This is a genomic window from Conexibacter arvalis, from assembly GCF_014199525.1.
GTDB lineage: Bacteria > Actinomycetota > Thermoleophilia > Solirubrobacterales > Solirubrobacteraceae > Conexibacter > Conexibacter arvalis.
Map to the genome: position 1 here is coordinate 35717 of NZ_JACHNU010000007.1, position 20689 is coordinate 56405.

At 74.3% G+C, this 20689-nt stretch carries 17 protein-coding genes; 14 read left to right on the forward strand and 3 right to left on the reverse strand.

Going from position 1 to position 20689, the window contains the following annotated elements; genetic code table 11:
• Window positions 1-19 precede the first annotated feature (19 nt).
• The 4 genes from BDZ31_RS19685 to BDZ31_RS19700 all read left to right on the forward strand — a co-directional run bounded on the left by BDZ31_RS19685 (window position 20) and on the right by BDZ31_RS19700 (window position 4599).
• The gene (locus BDZ31_RS19685; RefSeq protein ID WP_183344363.1) at window positions 20-787 is read left to right on the forward strand and encodes an AAA family ATPase; all 768 of its coding nucleotides are present in this window, start codon (window positions 20-22) and stop codon (window positions 785-787) included.
• A gap of 418 nt (window positions 788-1205) precedes the next feature.
• A complete protein-coding gene (ftsZ, locus tag BDZ31_RS19690) occupies window positions 1206-2396 on the forward strand; it encodes a cell division protein FtsZ (RefSeq protein WP_343075649.1) in 1191 nt (396 codons plus the stop codon).
• A 143-nt stretch (window positions 2397-2539) separates the two neighbouring features.
• Window positions 2540-4075 carry a gamma-glutamyltransferase gene (locus BDZ31_RS19695; protein ID WP_183344365.1) on the forward strand — a complete coding sequence of 512 codons (1536 nt, stop codon included), beginning with the start codon at window positions 2540-2542 and terminating at the stop codon, window positions 4073-4075.
• Entirely contained in the window at window positions 4075-4599 is a 525-nt protein-coding gene (locus BDZ31_RS19700; protein WP_183344367.1) for a hypothetical protein, read from the forward strand. The genes BDZ31_RS19695 and BDZ31_RS19700 overlap by 1 nt, the downstream gene beginning before the upstream one ends.
• Window positions 4600-4603: 4 nt before the next feature.
• Here BDZ31_RS19700 and BDZ31_RS19705 read toward each other — a convergent pair whose 3' ends face one another.
• The gene (locus tag BDZ31_RS19705) at window positions 4604-4885 is read right to left on the reverse strand and encodes a hypothetical protein (protein WP_183344369.1); all 282 of its coding nucleotides are present in this window, start codon (window positions 4883-4885) and stop codon (window positions 4604-4606) included.
• An 83-nt stretch (window positions 4886-4968) separates the two neighbouring features.
• Window positions 4969-6426 carry an NAD(P)/FAD-dependent oxidoreductase gene (locus tag BDZ31_RS19710; protein ID WP_183344371.1) on the reverse strand — a complete coding sequence of 486 codons (1458 nt, stop codon included), beginning with the start codon at window positions 6424-6426 and terminating at the stop codon, window positions 4969-4971.
• Between the two features lie 226 nt (window positions 6427-6652).
• Between BDZ31_RS19710 and BDZ31_RS19715 the strand changes: the two genes are divergently transcribed.
• From BDZ31_RS19715 to BDZ31_RS19760, 10 genes are all read left to right on the forward strand, one after another.
• Window positions 6653-8320, forward strand: coding sequence for a PucR family transcriptional regulator ligand-binding domain-containing protein (locus tag BDZ31_RS19715; protein ID WP_183344373.1), 1668 nt, complete (start codon window positions 6653-6655; stop codon window positions 8318-8320).
• Window positions 8321-8456: 136 nt separating this feature from the next.
• Window positions 8457-10517: a hydantoinase/oxoprolinase family protein gene (locus tag BDZ31_RS19720; RefSeq protein WP_183344375.1), complete on the forward strand. Its 2061-nt coding sequence runs from the start codon at window positions 8457-8459 to the stop codon at window positions 10515-10517.
• A 2-nt stretch (window positions 10518-10519) separates the two neighbouring features.
• Window positions 10520-12265 (forward strand): hydantoinase B/oxoprolinase family protein, encoded by a 1746-nt coding sequence (locus tag BDZ31_RS19725; protein ID WP_183344377.1) that lies wholly within the window; start codon window positions 10520-10522, stop codon window positions 12263-12265.
• Window positions 12266-12269: 4 nt separating this feature from the next.
• Window positions 12270-13460, forward strand: a complete 1191-nt coding sequence (locus BDZ31_RS19730; protein ID WP_183344379.1) for an extracellular solute-binding protein — start codon at window positions 12270-12272, stop codon at window positions 13458-13460.
• Window positions 13436-14332 (forward strand): ABC transporter permease subunit, encoded by an 897-nt coding sequence (locus tag BDZ31_RS26105; RefSeq protein ID WP_183344381.1) that lies wholly within the window; start codon window positions 13436-13438, stop codon window positions 14330-14332. Before BDZ31_RS19730 ends, BDZ31_RS26105 begins: the two co-directional genes overlap by 25 nt.
• A complete protein-coding gene (locus tag BDZ31_RS19740) occupies window positions 14329-15177 on the forward strand; it encodes an ABC transporter permease (RefSeq protein WP_183344383.1) in 849 nt (282 codons plus the stop codon). Before BDZ31_RS26105 ends, BDZ31_RS19740 begins: the two co-directional genes overlap by 4 nt.
• The gene (locus BDZ31_RS19745) at window positions 15170-16225 is read left to right on the forward strand and encodes an ABC transporter ATP-binding protein (protein WP_183344384.1); all 1056 of its coding nucleotides are present in this window, start codon (window positions 15170-15172) and stop codon (window positions 16223-16225) included. Before BDZ31_RS19740 ends, BDZ31_RS19745 begins: the two co-directional genes overlap by 8 nt.
• A gap of 39 nt (window positions 16226-16264) precedes the next feature.
• Window positions 16265-17497: a M24 family metallopeptidase gene (locus BDZ31_RS19750; RefSeq protein WP_183344386.1), complete on the forward strand. Its 1233-nt coding sequence runs from the start codon at window positions 16265-16267 to the stop codon at window positions 17495-17497.
• A 5-nt stretch (window positions 17498-17502) separates the two neighbouring features.
• A complete protein-coding gene (locus BDZ31_RS25160) occupies window positions 17503-18948 on the forward strand; it encodes an aldehyde dehydrogenase family protein (RefSeq protein WP_183344706.1) in 1446 nt (481 codons plus the stop codon).
• Window positions 18945-20003 carry an isocitrate/isopropylmalate family dehydrogenase gene (locus tag BDZ31_RS19760; protein ID WP_183344388.1) on the forward strand — a complete coding sequence of 353 codons (1059 nt, stop codon included), beginning with the start codon at window positions 18945-18947 and terminating at the stop codon, window positions 20001-20003. The genes BDZ31_RS25160 and BDZ31_RS19760 overlap by 4 nt, the downstream gene beginning before the upstream one ends.
• On the opposite strand, the gene BDZ31_RS19765 is transcribed toward BDZ31_RS19760, so the two are convergent.
• Window positions 19996-20622: an LON peptidase substrate-binding domain-containing protein gene (locus BDZ31_RS19765; protein ID WP_183344390.1), complete on the reverse strand. Its 627-nt coding sequence runs from the start codon at window positions 20620-20622 to the stop codon at window positions 19996-19998. The genes BDZ31_RS19760 and BDZ31_RS19765 overlap by 8 nt on opposite strands.
• Window positions 20623-20689: the final 67 nt, after the last annotated feature.

Sequence of the window (20689 nt, forward strand, 5' to 3'; positions counted from 1 at the left end):
GGACGCATCGGAGTCATCAGTGAACGGCCAGGCCAAGGTCATCGCCTTCGCCAACCAGAAGGGCGGCGTCGCGAAGACCACCACGACGCTCAACCTCGCCGTGGCCTTCGCCGAGGAGGGCCACCGCGTGCTCTGCTGCGACATGGATCCGCAGGGCAACCTGACGATGTCGCAGGGGATCGACCCGGACACCGTCGAGACCTCGATGTACCACGTGCTGGTCCATCACGTCTCGATCCGAGAGGTGATCCGCCGCCGCGAGATCGACGTCGCCTGCGCGTCGATCGACCTCGCAGGCGCGGAGATCGCGATGTCGACCCAGATCGGCCGCGAGCGCTCCCTGGAGAAGGCGTTCCGCCCGATCAAGGACGACTACGACTTCATCTTCATCGACACCCCGCCGAGCCTCGGGCTGCTCACGATCAACGCCCTGACGGCGGCGGACAAGGTGATCGTCCCCGTGCAATGCGAGTATCTGTCGATGCGCGGGCTCCTCCAGCTCCAGAACACGCTCACGATGATCCGCGAGAACCTGAACCCGAACGTCGACATCGAAGGCATCCTGCCGACGCTCGTCGACACGCGGACGCTGCATGCCAAGGAGGCGATCGAGCTGCTCGAGGAGAGCTTCGGAGAGCGCGTGTTCGCGTCGCGCATCCGCAAGACGGTGAGGTTCGCGGAGGCGCCTGTGCAGGGCATGTCCGTGCTGAAGTACGACCCTGACGGCATGGCAGCCCACGCCTACCGGCAGCTCGCGAAGGAGGTTCTCCACAATGGCCAGCGGTAGACGCGCGAGCATGAGGGAGGGGCCGCTCGCGGCGCTCTTCCGCAGAACCGAGGAGGAGGGGCTCGACGGGCGCGGCGCGTCCGCCGACGGCGCCTCCGCCCCGCAGGCTCCGGCCGCTCCCGCCGCGTCGCAGGCGCAGGCGGCGACGCCGGCGCAGCCCGCGCAGCAGCCGCTGCCGCAGGTCGACCGCGCCCCGGCGCCGGCGACGCCGGCCGCCCGCGAGGCCGACGACCGCCCGCACCCGTCGCTGCGCCGCGACCTCCCGCCCGCTCCCGTCGAGCAGCCGCCGGCGATCCCGTCGCCGCAGGAGCGGCTGCGCCAGGCATTCTCGGCCGACATCCCGGAGAACATGATGGAGCCGCCGGCCCCCGTCTCTGCCCCGCGCGACGTCTACGACACGCGCATCGACGACCCCGGCCTGCCCTCGGCCGCCTACGGCACGGGCCGCCAGCACGGCCCCGTCCTGCGCGTCGTCGGCGTCGGCGGCGGCGGCGTCAACGCCGTCAACCGGATGGTCGAGGCCGAGGTCCACGGCGTCGAGTTCATCGCCGTCAACACCGACGTGCAGTCGCTGCAGCAGTCGGCGGCCCACCTGACCCTCCACATCGGCGCGAACGTCACGCGCGGCCTGGGCTCCGGCTCGGACCCGTCGATCGGCCACAGAGCGGCGATGGAGGAGTACGACAAGATCAAGTCGCTGCTGAAGGGCTCCGACATGATCTTCATCACCGCCGGCGAGGGCGGCGGCACCGGCACCGGCGCGGCGCCGGTCGTCGCGCGGATCGCCCGCGAGGTCGGCGCGCTGACCGTCGGCATCGTCACGAAGCCGTTCGGCTTCGAGGGCTCCCGCCGCAAGGCCCAGGCCGACGAGGGCATCGAGGCGCTCGCGACCGAGGTCGACACGCTGATCGTCGTCCCCAACAACCGGCTGCTGTCGGTGCTGGAGCGCGGCACCTCGATGGTCGACGCCTTCCGCGTCGCCGACGACGTGCTGCGCCAGGGCGTGCAGGGGATCTCCGACCTCGTCACGCTGCCGGGCCTGATCAACCTCGACTTCGCCGACGTGCGCACGATCATGGCCGACGCCGGCAGCGCGCTGCTCGGGATCGGCATGGGCGCCGGCGAGCGGCGCGCGATCGACGCCGCCGAGCAGGCCGTCGCCTCGCCGCTGCTGGAGACGAGCATGGACGGCGCCCGCTCGATCCTGCTGTCGATCACCGGCGGGCACGACCTCTCGCTGTGGGAGGTCAACGAGGCGGCGAAGGCGGTCTCCGAGGCGGCCCACCCGGACGCGAACATCATCTTCGGCGCGACGGTCGACGAGAAGCTCGACGACCAGGTGTGGGTGACGGTCGTCGCGACCGGCTACGGCGATCCGCGCCCGCCGCGGCTGACGCGCGAGGAGCTGCTCGGCGCCGACATCGGCCGCCCGCGTGACGAGCGCCCGGCCCACCGCGAGCCGCGCCCGGCGCCGACGCAGTACGCCGAGCCGGCCGGCGAGGTGCGCGTCGCGCGTACGAGCGAGCCGCGCCCCGAGCCGGTCCGTGCGCAGCGGCGCGAGCGGGCCGCCGGCGAGATCGACGTGCCCGAGTTCATCCCGGTGCGCTGAGGCCGGAGGCCGGAGCCGGCGCGCTCCGGCCCGCGACAGCTCATGACCGGCGGGGCCGGCGCGCACGCGCCGGCCCCGCCGTCGTTCGCGCCCGGCCGACGGCTTCCGCCACGCGCGCCCGCCGCACGTGGGATGCTGGCGCCGTGACCGCAGTTCCGAGCAGAGGGCGCGGCGTCGTCGCGGCCGGCCACCCCGTCTCGGCCGAGGCGGGGGCGGAGGCGCTGCGCGCGGGCGGCAACGCGGTCGACGCCGCGCTCGCGGCGATGGTGACCTCGTTCGCCGCCGAGCCGTTGCTGACCGGTCTCGGCGCCGGCGGCTACATGCTCGTCGTCCCCGGCGAGGGGCCGACGTGGCCCGGCGAGGAGCGCGACCCGGTGCTGCTCGACTTCTTCGTCGAGGTCCCCGGCCGCGGCGCCGACCACGACGGCCGCGGCGAGCTGGTGCCGGTCTCGGTCTCCTTCGGCGACGCCGTCCAGGTCTTCAACGCCGGCGCGGCGTCGGTCGGCACCTACGGGATGCCGCGCGGCGTCTGCGACGCGGCGGAGCGGTTCGGGCGGATCCCGCTGGCGGAGCTGGTCGCCCCGGCGGCCGCGCTCGCCCGCGCCGGCGTCCCGCTCAATCCCGAGCAGGCGTACGTCGTCGAGATCCTCGACGGGATATGCCGGCTGACGCCCGGCGTCGCGGCGATCTTCGCGCCCGACGGGCGGCTGCTCGGCGAGGGCGAGGCGATCCGGCAGCCGGAGCTGGCGGCGACGCTGGAGCTGCTCGCCGGCGAGGGCGCGCGGCCGTTCTACGAGGGCGAGATCGCGGCCGCCGCGACGGCCGTGCTCGCCGAGCAGGGCGGCCTGCTGACGGCCGCCGACCTCGCCGCCTACGAGACCGTCGCGCGGCCGCCGGTGCGCGCCGCCTACCGCGGCCGCGAGGTCCTCTCCAACCCGCCGCCGTCGGCCGGCGGGACGCTGATCGCCTACGCGCTGGCGCTGCTGGAGCGGGAACGCGACGCGGCGGGAGACGGCGGCGGGCCGACGGCGCGTCAGCTGGTGGAGGCGATGCGCGCCTCCCAGGCGGAGCGCACGCCCGACTTCCTCGACGGCCTCGCGCGCGAGGGCTTCCTCGACGAGTTCCTCGCCGCGCGGCTGGGCTCGACGACCCACGTCTCGGTGCTCGACGGCGCCGGCGGCGCCTGCAGCGTCACCTGCTCCAACGGCGAGGGCGCCGGCATCGTCGTGCCGGGCACCGGGATCCACCTCAACAACATGCTCGGCGAGCAGGACCTCAACCCGCTCGGCTTCCACCGCTTCGCGCCCGGCCGCCGCCTGCCGAGCATGATGGCGCCGACGGTCGTGCTGCGCGACGGCCGGCCCGAGCTGGTGCTCGGCAGCGCCGGCTCCAACCGCATCCGCTCGGCGATCCTGCAGACGATCGTCGCCGTCGTCGACCACGGCCTCACCGCCGACGCCGCGGTGCGGGCGCCGCGGATCCACTTCGAGGACGGGATCGTCTACGCCGAGCCGGGCGCCGACACCGACGAGCTGGAGCAGGACGGCCACGCGATCGCCCGCTTCAGAGCGCGCAACCTCTTCTTCGGCGGCGTCCAGGCCGTCGAGCGCGATCCGGCGACCGGAGCGCTGTCGGGCGGCGGCGACCCGCGGCGGGGCGGAGCGGCGGTGGTCGCGTGATGCTCGGCTGGCGCCTCGCATCCCGTTCGAGAACGCGCCAGCGGCTCGTGCTCGGGGCGGAAAGCGGAAGGCCTCAGAACTCGCCAGGGGCTCGTGCTCGACGGCGCTCGCTGCGCCGGCGGCTCGTTCTCGGGGCCGCGGCCGCGGTCGCGCTCACCGCGGCCGGCTGCGGCGGCGCCTACTCGGACCTGCTGGCGATCGAGCGGACCGGCTCGCTGCCGGACGCGCGGGTCTCGTTCGTCATCAACGACGGCGGCACGATCCGCTGCGACGGAGGGGAGGAGGAGCAGCTGCCGTCGAAGCTGCTGCTGGAGGCGCGCGACATCGTCGACGCGCTGAGAGCCGAGTTCGAGGCGAGAACGGTCTATCCGCGCTCGTCGTCGGCGCTGCTGCGCTTCAGAGCGGAGACGGCCGACGGCGAGATGGCCTTCAGCGACGTCGACGGGCCCCGCGACCCCGACGTCGCGCGGCTCGTGCTGCTAGTGCGCAGAACGGCGCAGCAGATGTGCGGGACCGCGCGCTGAGCGCTCAGTCCTGGCCGGCCTCCTTGGCGGCCTCCGCCGTCCCGCTCCAGTCGCCGGCGGCCTCCTCCGCGGCGTCGTCGGGCGGAGAGTCCTCGCGCGGGCGGGCGCCGGGCACGCTCGGATCCTCGCGCAGCGCCTCCCACTCCTTGCGCGTCGCCTCGATGTCGCGCTCGACGCGGTCGCTCTCGCGCTGCATCGCGGCGACCTCGTCGTCGCGGATCCGCTCGAGGTGGTGGATCCCCGCCTCGTCGTCGGGGGCTCGGTCGGTCGCTCTGCTGCGGTCCATGCGACCTGGCTACCCGCCGTCGCCCCGGCGCAAGCGGTTGGCGTCGGCGCCGCCCGCCCTGCGCGGCGCGCCGCCGGGCGCCCTCAGGCCGGAGGCCGCCGCCGGCCGCGTGCGGGAAGCGAGAAGCCGGCGAGCCGCTTGGCGGTTCGCCCGAGCAGGTCGGCGCGGGTGCCGCGCTCCTCGCGGCTCTCGGCCCGCTGGACGGCGTCGCGGACGGCGAGCGCGCCGGCGAACCGCAGCGGATCGGGGGGCAGCAGCCCGGGCGGTCCGCCGACGAGCGCGCAGCGGGTGTAGGGGTCGTCGCGCCGCAGCGCCCGGCGCGCCAGGATCCGGCCGATCAGGGCGCTCGGTCCGACGCCGTTGCCGGAGTAGCCGATGCCGTAGTGGATGTTCTCGTGGTCGCCGAGCGCCCCGACGAACGGCAGATGGCCGGGGGCGCGGTCGACCGGGCCGCCCCAGGCGTGGGTGAGCGGGACGTCGGCGAGCTGCGGGAACCAGCGGCGGAAGTCGGCGGCGACGACGTCGGCCGTCGCCTGGTCGGTGAAGTGCTTGGGGATGACGCGATTGGCGGCGCTGATCGCGCCGCCGCCGCGGCCGAAGACGATCCGGCCCTCGGGCGTCACCTGCGCGTAGTGGACGAACATCCGCGCGTCGCCGAACAGCATCCCGTCGCGCCACGGCCACGGCGCCACCCGCTCCGGGATCGGCTCGGTCGCGACCATCTGCGTGCCGACGACGAAGACGGCGCGGCGCAGCTCGCGCACGCGTGCCGCCCAGACGTTGGTCGCCAGCACGACCTGGTCGGCCTCGACCCGGCCGCTGGCCGTCACGACGGCCGCAACCGGACCGCGCTCGAGCCGCAGCATCGGCGAGCCCTCGTGGATCGTCACACCCGCTCTGAGCGCGGCGGCGCGCAGCCCGCGCGCCAGCAGCGCCGGCTGGACGGCGGCGCTGTCGTGCAGCAGCAGGCCGCCGCGGGCGATCGCCGAGCCGGTCAACCGCTCGACCTCGGCGCCGTCGACGGCGGTCGCGACCTCGCCGCGACCGAGCCGGCGGCATGCCGCCAGCGGGCCGGCGACGACGGCGTCCTGCGACGGCGCGTTGGAGGTCCACAGCGAGCCCTGCGGGCGGAAGCGGCAGTCGAAGCCGTGCTCCTCGGCGGTCTCGCCGATGCGCGCGACCGCGGCGCTCGACTGGTCGGCGAGCCAGCGGCCCTGCTCGTCGCCGAAGCGTTCGACGAGGCGGTCGAGCTCGTCGTACCAGCTGGTCGCCCAGCCGCCGTTGCGCCCGCTCGCGCCGAAGCCGCATGCCTGCCCCTCGACGACGACGACGCGCAGGTCGGGCGCATCGGCGCGCAGCTCCAGCGCCGTCCAGAGGCCGGTGTAGCCGCCGCCGACGATGCAGACGTCGGCGCGCACGGTGCCGGCCAGCGGCGGGCAGGCCGGCCCGTCGTCGGAGGCCATCGCCTCCTCGAGCCAGAGGACCGGACCGGAGCGGGGGGCGGCCGTCGCGGCGCGCCCGGTGCGGCGGGAAAAGGGCATGAGGCGACATGGTGGCGGCTCCCGGCCGGAGGGGAGCCTGCGAAACGTCGCAAGCTCGCGTCCAGCTTTTGACGTTCACGACGCTGACCGCACCCGCGCGCCGCTGCGATAGTGACGCCGCGGCCGGAGGAGAGAGATCGGCCGAGTCCAAGTCGAAGTGCGAGGTGCAGGCAGCAGTGGATCGCCCGCGTCGACGCCTGAGCCGATTCGGCGGGCGATGATGATCGTGTCCGACAGAGCCGAGGCCGACACGACCGCAGCGGCCGACGGCGGCGCGACCGGCGCGCTGTCGGTCGCGGCGGCGCTGAGACTGGAGGCGCTCGCCGTCGGCGCGCCCGAGCTGCTAGCCGGCGCCGCCGGGCTGGACCGGCCGATCCGCCGCGCCCATGCCGGCGAGGTCCCGAACCTCGCCTCCTTCCTGCGCGGCGGCGAGCTGCTGCTGACGACCGGGATGGGCCTGAGGGACGACGCCGCGATGCGGCGGTTCGTCGCCGAGCTGGCCGATCGCGGCGTCGCGGCGGTCGTGCTCGAGCTCGGCAGCGCCTTCGAGAGCGCGCCGAGAGCGCTGGTCGACGCCGCCGCCGAGCACGACCTGCCGCTGATCGCGCTCCATCGCGAGGTCCCCTTCGTCGAGGTCGTCGAGGCGGTCGACCACGAGCTGATCGACCGGCAGCTGCTGCACGTCGCGCGCGCCGAGGCGATCCACAGCCAGCTGACCGGGCTGATGCTCGACGGCGCCGGGATCCCCGAGGTGCTCGGCGCGCTGGCCGCGATCGTCGCCAACCCGGTCGTGCTCGAGCGCGAGGACGGCGAGCTGCTCTTCCACGCCGTCCACCGCCGCGACTCGGCCGAGGCGCTCGCCGCCTGGGACGCCGTCCGGCGCGAGCTGCCCGGCGCGCCGCCGTCGATCGCGGTGCCGCTGCCGAGCGGCCGCGACGCGCAGCGCGGACGGCTGGTGACCGTCGCCGTCGACTCGCCGCTGGCCGAGGTCTCCGAGCTGGCGCTGCAACGCGCCGGCGGGCTGGTCGCGCTGATGAGCCGGCAGCTGCGCCAGGAGGAGATGCTCGTCGCGCGCGAGCGCGGCAACCTGCTGCAGGGGCTGCTCGAGCAGGAGCTGGGCGAGGCCGAGATCGCGCGCCAGGTCGACGCGATGGGGTTCCCGCGCCGCGTCCCCTACCTGCTCCCGTGCGTGCTGGCGGGAAGGGGACCTGCCTGGTTCGTCCCGCAGGGCTCGCGCGCGACCGTCTGGACGATGGTCTGGCGGGAGGTCCGCCAGGAGCTGGAGTCGCAGCTGATCCCGGTGCTCGGCGGCCTGATGGCCGGCGACCGCCAGATCGCGCTCGTCGTCGGCCTCTCCACCGCCAAGCAGCGCGAGGCCCGCGCCGACGCCCTCACCGCCCTCTTCGCGGCGGCGCTCGAGCGCCAGTTCGGCAGCCGCGAGGCCGGTCTCCTCTACGTCGGCGACACCGCGCCGTCGTGGACCGGCGTGATCAGCTCGCTCGGCGAGGTCGTGCAGGCGGCGGCGTCGCCCCGCCCGGAGATCAAGGGCTGGTACGACGCGACCCGCCCCGACCTCCAGCGGCTGCTGTGGTCGCTGCGCGAGGCCGCCGACCTGCGCGCCTTCGTCGACCGCCGCCTCGCCACGCTGATCGAGTACGACCGGCGTCGCAACGCGCAGCTGCTGCCGACGCTCGAGGTCTACCTCGCCTTCGGCGGGCGCAAGGCCGACGCGGCCCGCGCCCTCCATCTGGAGCGGCAGTCGCTCTACCACCGGATCAGCCGCATCGAGACGCTGCTGGAGGAGTCGCTCGACGACGAGGACACGCGGCTCGGGCTCCATCTCGCGCTCCGAGCGCGGCGCATGATGCGCAGGCCGGAGGCGCCGCCGCGCTGAGCGTCGCCGTCGGCCGGCGAGCCCCCTCCGACCCCTTGACGTTTCGTCGGGATGCCCGCGATTCGTTTGACGCGCGGAGGCTGGGAAGGGCGAACCGGCGGCACGACACTCGACGTGTCCACAAGACGAGGAACACATGACCGCTCTTCGCCGCATCGGAGTCGACACGGGAGGCACCTTCACGGACTGCGTCCTGATCGACTATGAGACCAACGACATCGTCGTCGCCAAAGTGCCGTCGCGCCCCAGAGCGCCGCACGAGGCGATCATGCACGGCATCGGCGAGCTGGCCGTCCCCGCCGACGCCGGCGACGGCGCCGCCCACCGCGTCGAGTCCGTCACGCATGGCACGACGATCGCGACCAACGCCGTCATCACCGGCGACTTCGCCCGGATCGGCTTCATCACCACCGAGGGCTTCCGCGACGTGCTGGAGATCGGCACGCAGATGCGGCCGAAGCTCTACGACCTCCACCAGAGCCCGCGCGCCCCGATGGTCGCGCGGCGGCTGCGGGCCGAGGTCTCCGAGCGGATCTCCGCGACCGGCGAGGTGATCGCGCCGCTCGACCGCGACGAGGTCGAGGCGGTCGCGCGGCGGCTGCTCGACGAGCAGGTCGAGGCGATCGCGATCGGCTGCATGTTCTCCTTCGCCAACGCCGAGCACGAGGAGCGGATCCAGGAGATCGTCGAGGCGATCGCCCCCGGCCTCTACGTCGGGCGCTCCTCGCGCATCAGCCAGGAGCCGCGCGAGTACCCGCGCTTCGCGACCGCGGCCGTCAACGCCGCGCTGGCGCCGCGGATCGACGCCTACATCCGCGGCCTCGAGGAGCGGCTCGCCGAGCACGCGCCCGGGACGCGCCTCTACGTGATGCAGAGCAACGGCGGCATCGGGACGGCCGAGCGGTCGGTCGGCGAGCACGTCCACCGGCTGATCCTGTCGGGCCCGGCGGCCGGCGTGATGGGCGGCGCCCGCGCCGCCGCCGAGTGCGGCTTCGACGACTGCATCACCTTCGACGTCGGCGGGACCAGCGCCGACGTCGGGGTCGTCACCGGCGGCCGGCCCCGCACCGGGATCGAGATGGAGCTGCCGAACGGCGTCCCGTGCAAGCTGCCGCACATCGAGGTCGAGGCGATCGGCGCCGGCGGCGGCAGCATCGCCTGGGTCGACCTCGGCGGCGCGCTCAACGTCGGGCCGCAGAGCGCCGGCGCCGACCCCGGGCCGGCCTGCTACGGCCGCTCGGGGACGGAGCCGACCGTCACCGACGCCCACCTGCTGCTCGGGCGGCTCTCGCCGCGCGGCCTCGTCGACGGCGGGCTCGAGCTCGACGTCGAGCGGGCGCGCGAGGCGCTGGCGGCGCTGGCCGGCAAGCTCGGGATCGACACCGACGCGGCGGCGCTCGGCGTGCTGGCGCTGCTCGAGCAGAACATGGCCGGCGCGATCCGCCGCGCCGCCGCCCGCCACGGCGACGACCTGCGCGACTTCGTGCTGGTCGCCGGCGGCGGCGCCGGGCCGCTCCACGCCGTCAGCGTGATGCGCTCGCTGGGGATGGCCGGCGCGGTGATCCCGCCCCATCCCGGCCTGCTGAGCGCGCTCGGGCTGCTCGCCGCCCATCTCCGCCACGACCGCGTCACGCCGCTGCTCGGCCTGACCGGCACGCTCTCCGACGACGCGATCGAGGACGCCTTCGCCGCGCTGGAGGGGGAGGCGGCGCTGGCGCTCGCCGAGGACGGCGTCGCGGCCGAGGACCGCCGCTTCGAGCGCCTCCTCGACCTGCGCTACCTCGGCCAGGAGTACACGCTGCGCGTCCCGACCGCGGCCGGCGAGTCGCAGGCGGAGGTGGTCGCCCGCTTCCACGAGCTGCACGAGCGGACCTTCGGCCACGCGGCGCCCAAGGAGCAGACCGAGCTGGTCGCGGCGCGGCTGGTGGCGATCGGCGTGCGCGCCGCGCCGCTGATCGAGCAGGCGCTGCCGCGCGAGCCGGGCGCGCCGTACGACCGCCGCCGCGTCACCTTCGACGCCGCGAGCGGTCCGGTCGAGGCGGCGATCTACCAGCGGGAGCGGCTCGCCGCCGAGCAGCGGGTCGACGGCCCGGCCGTGATCGAGCAGCTCGACTCGACCACGCTGATCCCCGTCGGCTGCCACGCCGTCGTCCACCCGTCGGGCAGCCTCGTCGTCACGGTCTCGGAGGAGAGATGACCATGGATCCGGTCACCGTCGCGGTCATCGCCAGCTCGCTGCAGGCGACCGCGCAGGAGATGTCGGAGGCGCTCCGGCGCAGCTCCCACTCGCCGATCATCCGCGAGATGCTCGACTACTCGTGCGCCGTCTTCACGGCGGACGGGGAGACCGTCGCCCAGGACGACCTGATCCCGGCCTTCCTCGGCACGATGGCCTCGACGCTGCCGCACGTGATCGCCGCGATCGGCGACGCGCCGCTGCGCGACGGCGACGCGTACATGACGAACGACCCCTACCGGGGCGGCACCCACACCCCCGACATCCAGGTGTTCGTGCCGGTGCTCCACGACGGCAGGCTGGTCGCGTGGTGCGGCAACATCGCCCACCACAGCGACGTCGGCGGCACCAACCCCGGCTCGGAGGGGTACGCCAACAGCTCGATCTTCGAGGAGGGGCTGCGGATCCCGCCGATCCGCTTCAGCGACGACGGCACGCTCAACGACGCCGTCCTGACGCTGATCGGCAACAACATCCGCGACCCCGCCTCGACCGCCGGCGACCTGCGCGCCCAGCTGGCGGCCGCGAAGCTCGGCCAGCGCCGCCTCGGGGAGGCGATCGCGCGCTACGGGACCGGGAAGCTGACGGCGGCGATGGACGCGGTGCTCGACCAGTCCGAGCGGCGGATCCGCGCGGCGATCGCCGCCCGCAGAGACGGCGTCGCGACCGCCGAGGGCTGGCTCGACGACGACGGCCTCGGCTCGGACCCGGTGCGGATCGCCGTCGCCGTCGAGGTCCGCGGCGACCGCGTCGCCGTCGACCTGACCGGCACCGACCCGCAGATGCGCGGCGGCCTCAACGTCTCCGCGACGGCCGCCCGCGCCTCGATCATCTTCGCGGTCAAGGCGATCTTCGACCCCGACGGGCCGCAGAACGGCGGCGCGATGCGGGCCGTCGACATCGTGCTGCCGGAGGGGTCGATGGTCAACCCGCGCTTCCCGGCGGCGGTCAGCCTCCGCCATCTCGGCGTGCAGCGGCTCGCCGACACGCTCGTGCGCGCCTTCGGCGACCTCTACCCCGAGCACGCGACCGCCGGCGCCTTCGTCGGCTTCTCCAGCCTCGCGGCGGCCTGCCGCCATCCGCGCGCCGGCAACGAGGTCGTGATCCAGGACGACCTCGGCGGCGGGATGGGCGGCCACGCCGGCGGCGACGGGCTCGACGCCGTCGACGTCTACCTCGGCAACGTGCAGATGCTGCCGGCGGAGATCTGCGAGCTGCAGTACCCGGTGCGGATCGTGCGGACCGAGCTGGTCCCCGACTCGGGCGGGCCGGGGCAGTTCCGCGGCGGGCTGGCGCTGCGCCGCGTCTACGAGTTCCTCGACGAGGCCGACGGCGTCTTCTACAGCGAGCAGACCCGCGACCAGTTCGCGCCGTTCGGCGTCAACGGCGGCCGCGCCGGCACCGCGGCCCGGCTCGAGGTCGAGCGGGCCGACGGCAGCCGCGAGGAGCTGACCAAGCGGCGGCTGACGATGCTGCCGGGCGACCGGCTCGTCACGACGACCGGCGGGGGAGGGGGCTACGGCGATCCGGCGCGACGGGAGCGCGCCGCCGTCGTGCGGGATCTGGAGGAGGGGAAGGTGAGTCTGCGGGTCGCGCTCGACGTGTACCAGCTGGACGCCGCCGCGATCGCGGCCCGGGGTTCGGACGGTCACGTCGGCGTACCCGTCGGGTCACTGGACGGCACAGCGTTCACGAGCATCAGGAGGTAGTCCCGTGGCCCGGTTCAGCGATAGCACCAGCCTCGCCCAAGGCGTCACCCGCGCCGTCTTCCTGCGGCGGGCGGCCGCGGCAGGCGCGGCCGTCTCGCTCGCCCCGCTGCTCGCCGCCTGCGGCAGCAGCGGCGGCGGCGCGGGCACCACCGCCTCGAGCGCCGGCGTCGCGCTCGACGAGCTCGGACAGGTGGAGGGCACCCTGCGGCTGATGACCTACGCCGGCTACGAGGGCGGCGACCCGATCAAGCCGTGGCTGCGCAGAAGCGGCGTCGACCTGAAGACGACGTTCATCAACAACCAGGACGACGTCACGACGAGATTGCGCACGCCGGCCGGCAGACGGACCGACGCCGCGCAGCTCGGGCTCGCGCAGCTCGACCAGTACCGCGAGCTCGGGCTCGCCTACCCGCTCCAGCCCGAGTGGTTCTCCAACCTCGACGCGATGATCCCGTTCTTCAAGGACCTCGTCGCCGACGACGACGGGACGCTGACGACGATGCCGTTCGTCTGGGGCGGGCTCGGCTGCAACTACCTGCCGAGCAAGACCGGCGAGCTGACCAGCTGGAGAGAGCTGACCGAGCCGCGCTTCAAGAACCGCATCGCGATGATCGACGACCCGGTCTCGACCGTCCAGACCGGCGCGCTGGCCGTCGGCATCAGAGATCCGAGCAGGATGACCGTCGACCAGCTCGCCGAGGTGAAGGAGTTCCTGCTGGCGGTGAAGGCCAACGCGCGCACGGTCGCGGCCGGCTACGGCGACATCGCCGACCTGCTCGCCGCCGGCGACGTGTGGGCCTCCTTCCAGGGCTGGAACGCCGTCGAGAGCTTCGCGGGGGCGAAGGGGGCCGTCGTCAAGACCGCCTACCCGCAGGAGGGGACGGTCGGCTTCGTCGACTCCTTCTTCGTCCAGGTCGGCGCCGAGAGCAAGGGCACGGCGGTCGCCTTCATCGACCAGATGATCTCCAAGGAGATGCAGGCCTACTGCGGCAACGACCTCGCCTCCGGGATCGTGCGGCTCGACGCGGCGCCGCTGGTCAGAGGGCCGGCGGCGAGAGCGTTCGACTACGACCGGCTCGACGAGCTGTTCAGAACGAAGCTCGTCTTCGCCCTCGACGCGCCGCTGAGAGGGGACGGCGACGTCGCGACGCACGAGGACTGGGTCGCGACGTGGGAGGACGTGAAGGCGGCGTGACCCGCACGATGCGCGCCCGTCTCCTCGGGGCGACGCTGCTGGCGCCGCTCGGCGCCGTCTTCGCCCTGCTGCTCGTCGTCCCGCTGGGGATCGGGCTGTGGTACTCGTTCCGCGTCGGCTCGATCTTCGGGATCGAGACGACGCTGACGCTCGACAACTACCGCCAGGTGTTGGAGCGCGACGCCTTCTGGACGGCGCTGCGGACCTCGGTCGTCTACGGCGCCGGGACGGCGATCGCCTCGCTCCTCGTCGGCTTCGCGATCGCCCGCTACGTCCGCTTCGAGCGGCCGCGGCTGGCCGGCTTCATCGTCGGCGCGGTGATGCTGTCGGTGCTCGGCGGCTACCTCGTGCGCATCTACGCCTGGCGGACGCTGCTCTCCGACAACGGCGTCTTCAACTCGGCGCTGGAGCAGGTCGGGGCGATCGACGGGCCGCTGAGACTGCTGTTCTCGCCCGGTGCCGTCATCCTCACCCTCGGCAGCATCTACGCGCCGTACGCGACGCTGCTGATCCTCGCCGGCCTGGAGAACGTCCGGGACGACGAGCTCGACGCGGCGCGCGACCTCGGCGCCGGGACGGTGCGGACCTACCGGCTGGTCGTGCTGCCGCTGATCGGCCGCTCGCTGCTGCTCGCCTTCTCGCTCGTCTTCCTGCTGGCGGCGGCCGACTACGTGATCCCGCCGCTGGTCGGCGGGCCGGGGACGCAGATGGTCGGCGCGCTGGTCGCCAACCAGTTCCTCGCGACCGGCGACACGCCGATGGGCGCCGCCTTCGGCTTCATGACGCTGCTGCTGCTCGCCTTCGTCGTCACGCTGGTGTGGGCGGCGATGCGCGTCCTGCGGCTGCTCCCGCGCGAAGGAGGCCGGCGATGAGGCGCGCGTCGACGTGGCTGCAGCGCGGCGTGATCGTCGCCGCGCTCGCCTTCCTCCTGCTGCCGGTGGCGATCGTCGTGCTGTTCGCCTTCCAGGACGCCAACCGCACCGGCCTGCCGTTCGAGGGGCCGTCGCTGAGATGGTTCGACCTCGTCGTCAACGACGCCACCTTCCGCGACGCGCTGTGGGCGACGCTGCGGGTCGCGGCCGGCTCGGCGCTGACGGCGACCGCGATCGCGCTGCTCGGCGCCTTCGCGACCGCGCGCGGCCTGATCCGGCGCGCCGGACTGGTCGGCGCGGTCGGGCTCGCCCCGATCGCCGTGCCGCCGGTCTTCATCGGCTTCTCGCTGCTGCTGACCTTCGGCGAGATCGGCGCGACGCCGTCGCTGCTGACCGTCTACCTCGCCCACGTGCTGCTGACCGTGCCGCTGGCGTGGGCGGTGCTGCAGGCCCGCTTCAGCCGCTTCGACTTCTCCGTCGAGGAGGCGGCGCGGGACCTCGGCGCCGGCGTCTGGAAGACGCTGTGGAAGGTGACGCTGCCGCTGACCTGGCGCGCGATCGCCGGGGCGGTGCTGATCGCCTTCGCCTTCTCCGTCGACGAGTTCGTCGTGACGCTGTTCGTCGTCGGCGACGACAACACGCTGCCCGTGCTGGTGTGGAGCCGGCTGCGCCGCAGCATCGACCCGTCGATCAACGCGATCGCGACCCTGCTGCTGCTGGTGATGCTGCTGAGCGCGCTGCTCGGCGCGCTGCTGCTGCGCACGAGACGGCGCGGACCCGCCGCGCCGGAGCGGCCCGGCGCCGACCCCGACCCGACCCAAGCCGAGGAGTACGCCCATGCCTGATGCGTCCAGCCCGCCGCTCGTCCGCGTCAGCGGCGTGCGCAAGGCGTTCGGGGGAGCGACCGTGCTCGACGGCGTCGACCTCGACGTCGAGCGCGGCGAGTTCCTCTCGTTCCTGGGGCCGAGCGGCTGCGGCAAGACGACGCTGCTGCGGATCGTCAGCGGGCTCGAGCAGCCTGACGCCGGCCGCGTCCACCTCGACGGCGCCGACATCACCGACCTGCCGCCGAACAAGCGGCCGCTGAACATGGTCTTCCAGCGCTACGCACTCTTCCCGCACCTGACGGTGAACGAGAACGTCGGCTTCGGGCTGGCGCTGCGCAAGCGCGGCAAGGCCGAGATCGCGCGGCGGGTCGCCGAGATGCTCGACCTCGTCCAGCTCGGCCACCTTGGCGACCGCTACCCCGACCAGATCAGCGGCGGCCAGGCGCAGCGCGTCGCGCTCGCCCGCGCGCTCGCCAACGATCCCGAGGTGCTGCTGCTCGACGAGCCGCTGGCGGCGCTCGACCGCGCCGTCCGCGGCGACCTCCAGGAGCAGCTGAAGCGGATCCAGCGCGAGGTCGGCACGACCTTCGTCTACGTCACGCACGACCAGGAGGAGGCGATGGCGATGTCCTCCCGGATCGCGCTGATGCACGGCGGTCGCATCCGCCAGCTGGCGACGCCGGCCGAGCTCTACCGGCGGCCGGCCGACAGCTTCGCGGCCGGCTTCGTCGGCGACGCCAACGTGCTCGACTGCTCGGTCGCGGCCGGCCGGCTGGTCTGGCAGGGCGTCGAGCTGGGCGACTGTCCGGCCCGCACCGGCAGCGCGCCCGAGCTGCGCGTGATGGTCCGCCCGGAGGAGGTGAGGCTGACCGCGCGCGACGGCGCCGCCGCGATCCGCGGCCGGCTGGTCGCCAGCACCTACCACGGCTTCTACTGGATGCACCGCGTGGCGGTCGGGGAGCAGACGCTCGCGGCGCGCGAGATCGCCTCGACCCCGGTCGCCGCGCTCGGGGAGACCGTCTCGGTCTCCGTCGACCTCGCCGGCGCGGTCCCGCTCGAAGACTGAAGCGGCCGTCCGCGACAACACGCAGCAGGAAAGGAACCCATGACGACCGTCGACAGTCCCGAGATCCCGCTCTACGAGACGCTGAAGCGCCAGGGCGTGAGACGCGAGCTGGCCTTCCCGGAGGAGGAGTACCGCCGCCGGATCGCCGCCGTCCAGGCGTCGATGGCCGAGCGCGGCCTCGACGTGCTCGTGCTCCACAACAACGCGAGCACCAACTACGTCACCGGCTACGACTCGCACATGCCGCCGTCGTACGCCGTCACGGTGATCCCGGCCAGCGGCGATCCGGTCTTCAACTGCGCGGAGCTGGAGTCGCCGGTCGCGCTCTACCACGGCATCGTCGACGACATCCGCATCTTCGACTGGACGCGGGCCGAGAACACGGCCAGCGACCTCGCCGGCGTGCTGAGCGACCTCGGCTTCGCGCGCGGCCGGATCGGGATCGAGCTCTCCAACGACGAGAACTTCGCCAACGGCGCCTACGACGCCGGCTCCTACCTGAGGCTGCGGGCGCTGCTGCCGGAGGCGGAGATCGTCGACGCGACCCGCGTCGTGCTCGAGCTGCGGCTGATCAAGAGCGAGGCCGAGCTGGAGTACATGCGGATCGCCGGCACCTACACGTGGGCGGCGCTGCAGGCGTCGATCGCGGCGACCCGCGAGGGCGTCAACGAGAACGAGATCGCGGCCGCCGCCTACCAGGGCGCGGTCACGGCCGGCAGCGAGCTGATGTCGATCGACCCGATGCTGATCACCGGCTGGCGGACCGGCCTGATGCCGCACCTGCCCTACCGCCGGCACGTCGTCGAGCGGGGCGACCTCGTCTACATGGAGTACAGCGGCACCCATTGGCGCTACAACGCGCCGTCGATGCGCACGACGGTGATCGGCGAGCCGACCGCCCGCCAGCAGCAGCTCGCCGAGGTCAGCATCGAGGTGCTCGAGACGCTGATCGCCGGGGCGCGGCCGGGCCGCACCGGCCACGACGTCGCGATGGCGGCCAAGGCGCTGTGGCACAAGGTCCCCGGGGTCCACTTCCACGGCGGCTACGGCTACGCGATGGGGATGGCCGTCCAGCCGACCTGGTGCGAGCAGTCGGTCTACCTCGCCGAGGGCGACGAGAGAGTGCTGCGCCCCGGGCAGACCTTCCACCTGCCGATCAACCCCTGCTACCCGGGCGAGATGGGGGTCGGCTTCTCCGAGAGCATCGTCATCACCGAGACCGGCGCCGAGCTGCTGACCCCGGGGCTCGACCGCCATCTGGTCGTCCGTTGAGCGCCGTGACCGCGTCGGCCCGCGACTGGCCGCTGTTCGTCGCCGGCGCCTGGGAGGAGGCCGGCCCGCGCGAGCGGATCGAGGTCGAGAACCCGGCGACCGGCGAGACGGTCGCGACCGTGCCGGTCGCGACCGCCGCCGACCTCGACCGCGCGCTGGCGGCGGCCGAGGCGGCCCGCTCGACGTGGGCGCGCACCGACGCCTGGACGCGCAGCGCGCTCGTCCGGGCGGCCGGCGCGGCGCTCGCGCGGCGGGCCGAGGAGGTCGCCGCGACGATCGTGCGCGAGCAGGGCAAGCCGCTGGCGGAGGCGCGGGCCGAGGTCGGCTACGCGGTCGAGACCTTCGACTGGTACGCCGACGAGGCCCGCCGCCTCTACGGCCGCACCGTGCCCGGCCACCGCGGCGACGCGCGGTTGACCGTGCTGCGCGAGCCGGTCGGCCCGGTCGCGGCCTTCACGCCGTGGAACTTCCCCGCCGTGACGCCGGCCCGCAAGGTCGCCGCGGCGCTGGCCGCCGGCTGCCCGGTGATCCTCAAGCCCTCCGAGGAGACGCCCGGCGCCGCCTTCCACCTCGCCGAGGCCTGCGAGGAGGCGGGGCTGCCGCTCGGCCTCCTGAGCGTCGTCTGCGGGGTGCCGGCCGAGATCAGCGGCCGCCTACTCGCCTCCCCGACGATCCGCAAGGTCTCGCTGACCGGCTCGGTGCCGGTCGGCAGGACGCTGATGGCCCAGTGCGCCGAGCACCTGCAGGTGCCGACGCTCGAGCTGGGCGGCCACGCCGCCGTGCTGGTCTTCGCCGACGCCGATCTCGACGCCGCCGTCGAGCGCTGCGTCACGGCGAAGTTCCGCAACGCCGGCCAGGTCTGCCTCGCGCCGAGCCGCTTCTACGTCGAGCGGGCGATCGCCGAGCCGTTCGCCCGCCGCTTCGCCGAGCGGGCCGCGGCGCTGACGGTCGGCGACGGCTTCGATCCCGCGACCGAGGTCGGCCCGCTCGCCAGCGCCCGCCGGCTCGAGGCGACCGAGCGGTTGGTCGCCGACGCCGTCGGCCGCGGCGCCGAGCTGCTCTGCGGCGGCCGCCGCCCGCCGGGCCGCGAGCGCGGCTGGTTCTACGAGCCGACGGTGCTGACCGGGGTCGACCCGGCGAGCGCGCTGATGGTCGAGGAGCCGTTCGCGCCGATCGCGCCGCTGCTGGGCTTCGACGGACTGGAGGAGGGGCTGCGGCTGGCCAACGCGACGCCGTACGGCCTCGCCCACTACGCCTTCACGCGCGACCTGCGCACCGCGCAGCTGGCGCTCGAAGGGCTGGAGGCCGGTGTCGTCGGGATCAACACCTGCCTGACGAGCACCGTCGAGGCGCCGCTCAGCGGCGTCAAGCAATCGGGGATCGGCGCCGAGAACGGCGTCGAGGGAATCGAGGCGTACACCGTGGTCAAGTACGGGCAGGTGCAGCTGTGAGCGCCCATCGCGTCGCCGTGATCGCAGGAGACGGCGTCGGGCCGGAGGTGGTCGCGCAGGCGCGCCGCGCCGTCGAGGCGACCGGCGTCGAGATCGCATGGACCGAGCTGCCGTGGGGCTCGGACCACTACCACCGCACCGGGCGGATGATGCCGGCCGATGCGCTGGCGACGCTGCGCGGCCACGACGCGATCCTGCTCGGCGCGGTCGGCGACCCGTCGGTCCCCGACCACATCTCGCTGTGGGAGCTGCTGCTGGCGCTGCGCCAGGGGCTCGACCTGTGGGCCAACGTGCGCCCGGCGCAGCTGCTGCCGGGCGTGCCGGGGCCGCTCGCCGGCCGCGCGCCGGGCGAGGTCGACATGCTGTTCGTGCGCGAGAACACCGAGGGCGAGTACGCCGGCGTCGGCGGGCGCGTCCACGCCGGGCTGGCCGGCGAGACCGGGATCGAGGTCAGCGTCTTCACCCGCCCGGCCGTCGAGCGCGTCGTCCGCTTCGCCTTCGAGCGGGCGGAGGAGCGGCGCGGCCGCCTCACCAGCGCGACCAAGTCGAACGCCTCGCGGTACGGCTACGTGCTGTGGGACGAGGTCGTCGCGGAGGTCGCCGCCGACCATCCCGGGGTCGAGGTCGACTCGGTGCTCGTCGACGCCCTCGCCGCGCGGATGGTGCGCGATCCCGGCAGCCTCGACGTCGTCGTCGCCTCCAACCTCTTCGGCGACGTGCTGACCGACCTCGCCGCCGCGCTGCAGGGCGGGATGGGGGTCGCGGCGAGCGCCAGCCTCGCGCCCGGCTCCGACGCGCCGCCGCTGTTCGAGCCGGTCCACGGCTCGGCGCCCGACATCGCCGGCCGCGGCGTCGCCAACCCGATCGGATGCCTCTGGAGCGCCCAGCTGATGCTCGAGCAGCTCGGCGAGCCGGAGGCGGCCGCGGCGCTGAGGGCGGCGATCGCCGCGGTCTGCCGGCAGGGCCCGCGCACCCGCGACCTCGGCGGCACGGCGTCGACGGCCGAGGTCGGCGACGCGGTCGTCCGCGCCGTCGAGGCGGCGCCGGTCAGGTGAAGCGGACCTTGCCGTTCGATCTCGCCCGCGCCTGCGCGCGCGAGACCAGCTCGAGCCGCTTGCTGGCGGCGCGGAACAGCCGCGTCACGAGCCGCAGGCGGGCGTTCTCGGAGCGCAGGTCGAGCAGGCCCTGCTTGGCGTCGTGGCCGAAGTCGACGGTCGCCGCCATCGCGTAGGCGCCCATCTCGCCCAGCTCGCCGGCGTCGGGCCGTCTCTCGGTCGCCTGCTCGACGAGCAGCGCGTAGGTCTCGCGCGCCGTCTCGAGCGCCTGCGCGTCGGCCGCCTCGTCGCGGTCCTCGAGGAACTCGACCGTGCCGGCCGGCCACGGCAGCCGCTCCTCGCGCTCGACGATCCGGAACGGCCGCGTCCCTCTCGCCAGCAGGTTGAGGCGGCCGTCCTCCATCCGCTCCAGCACCTCGGTGACCTCGCAGGCGCAGCCGACCGGCCGCAGCCCGTCGTCGGAGAGCCAGACGATCCCGAACTCGCCGCCCGACCGCAGGCAGCGCTCGATCATCGCCTTGTAGCGCTCCTCGAAGATGTGCAGCGGGACGATCTCGCCGGGGAGCGCGACGATGCCGAGCGGGAAGAGCGGGAACTCGCGGACGAGGCGGGTCGGCATCAGCAGGAGTCTAGTCCCGCGCCGCGCGCGGTCGCGGGCGGTCGAGCGCGCGCGGCGGGCAGGGCGC

Excerpts from the sequence above, each read along its gene's own strand:
- BDZ31_RS19700 (WP_183344367.1), top strand. The coding sequence starts at position 4,075 with ATGCTCGGCTGGCGCCTCGCATCCCGTTCGAGAACGCGCCAGCGGCTC.
- BDZ31_RS19705 (WP_183344369.1), bottom strand. The coding sequence starts at position 4,885 with ATGGACCGCAGCAGAGCGACCGACCGAGCCCCCGACGACGAGGCGGGG.
- BDZ31_RS19710 (WP_183344371.1), bottom strand. The coding sequence starts at position 6,426 with ATGCCCTTTTCCCGCCGCACCGGGCGCGCCGCGACGGCCGCCCCCCGC.
- BDZ31_RS19720 (WP_183344375.1), top strand. The coding sequence starts at position 8,457 with ATGACCGCTCTTCGCCGCATCGGAGTCGACACGGGAGGCACCTTCACG.
- BDZ31_RS19725 (WP_183344377.1), top strand. The coding sequence starts at position 10,520 with ATGGATCCGGTCACCGTCGCGGTCATCGCCAGCTCGCTGCAGGCGACC.
- BDZ31_RS19740 (WP_183344383.1), top strand. The coding sequence starts at position 14,329 with ATGAGGCGCGCGTCGACGTGGCTGCAGCGCGGCGTGATCGTCGCCGCG.
- BDZ31_RS19745 (WP_183344384.1), top strand. The coding sequence starts at position 15,170 with ATGCCTGATGCGTCCAGCCCGCCGCTCGTCCGCGTCAGCGGCGTGCGC.
- BDZ31_RS19750 (WP_183344386.1), top strand. The coding sequence starts at position 16,265 with ATGACGACCGTCGACAGTCCCGAGATCCCGCTCTACGAGACGCTGAAG.
- BDZ31_RS19765 (WP_183344390.1), bottom strand. The coding sequence starts at position 20,622 with ATGCCGACCCGCCTCGTCCGCGAGTTCCCGCTCTTCCCGCTCGGCATC.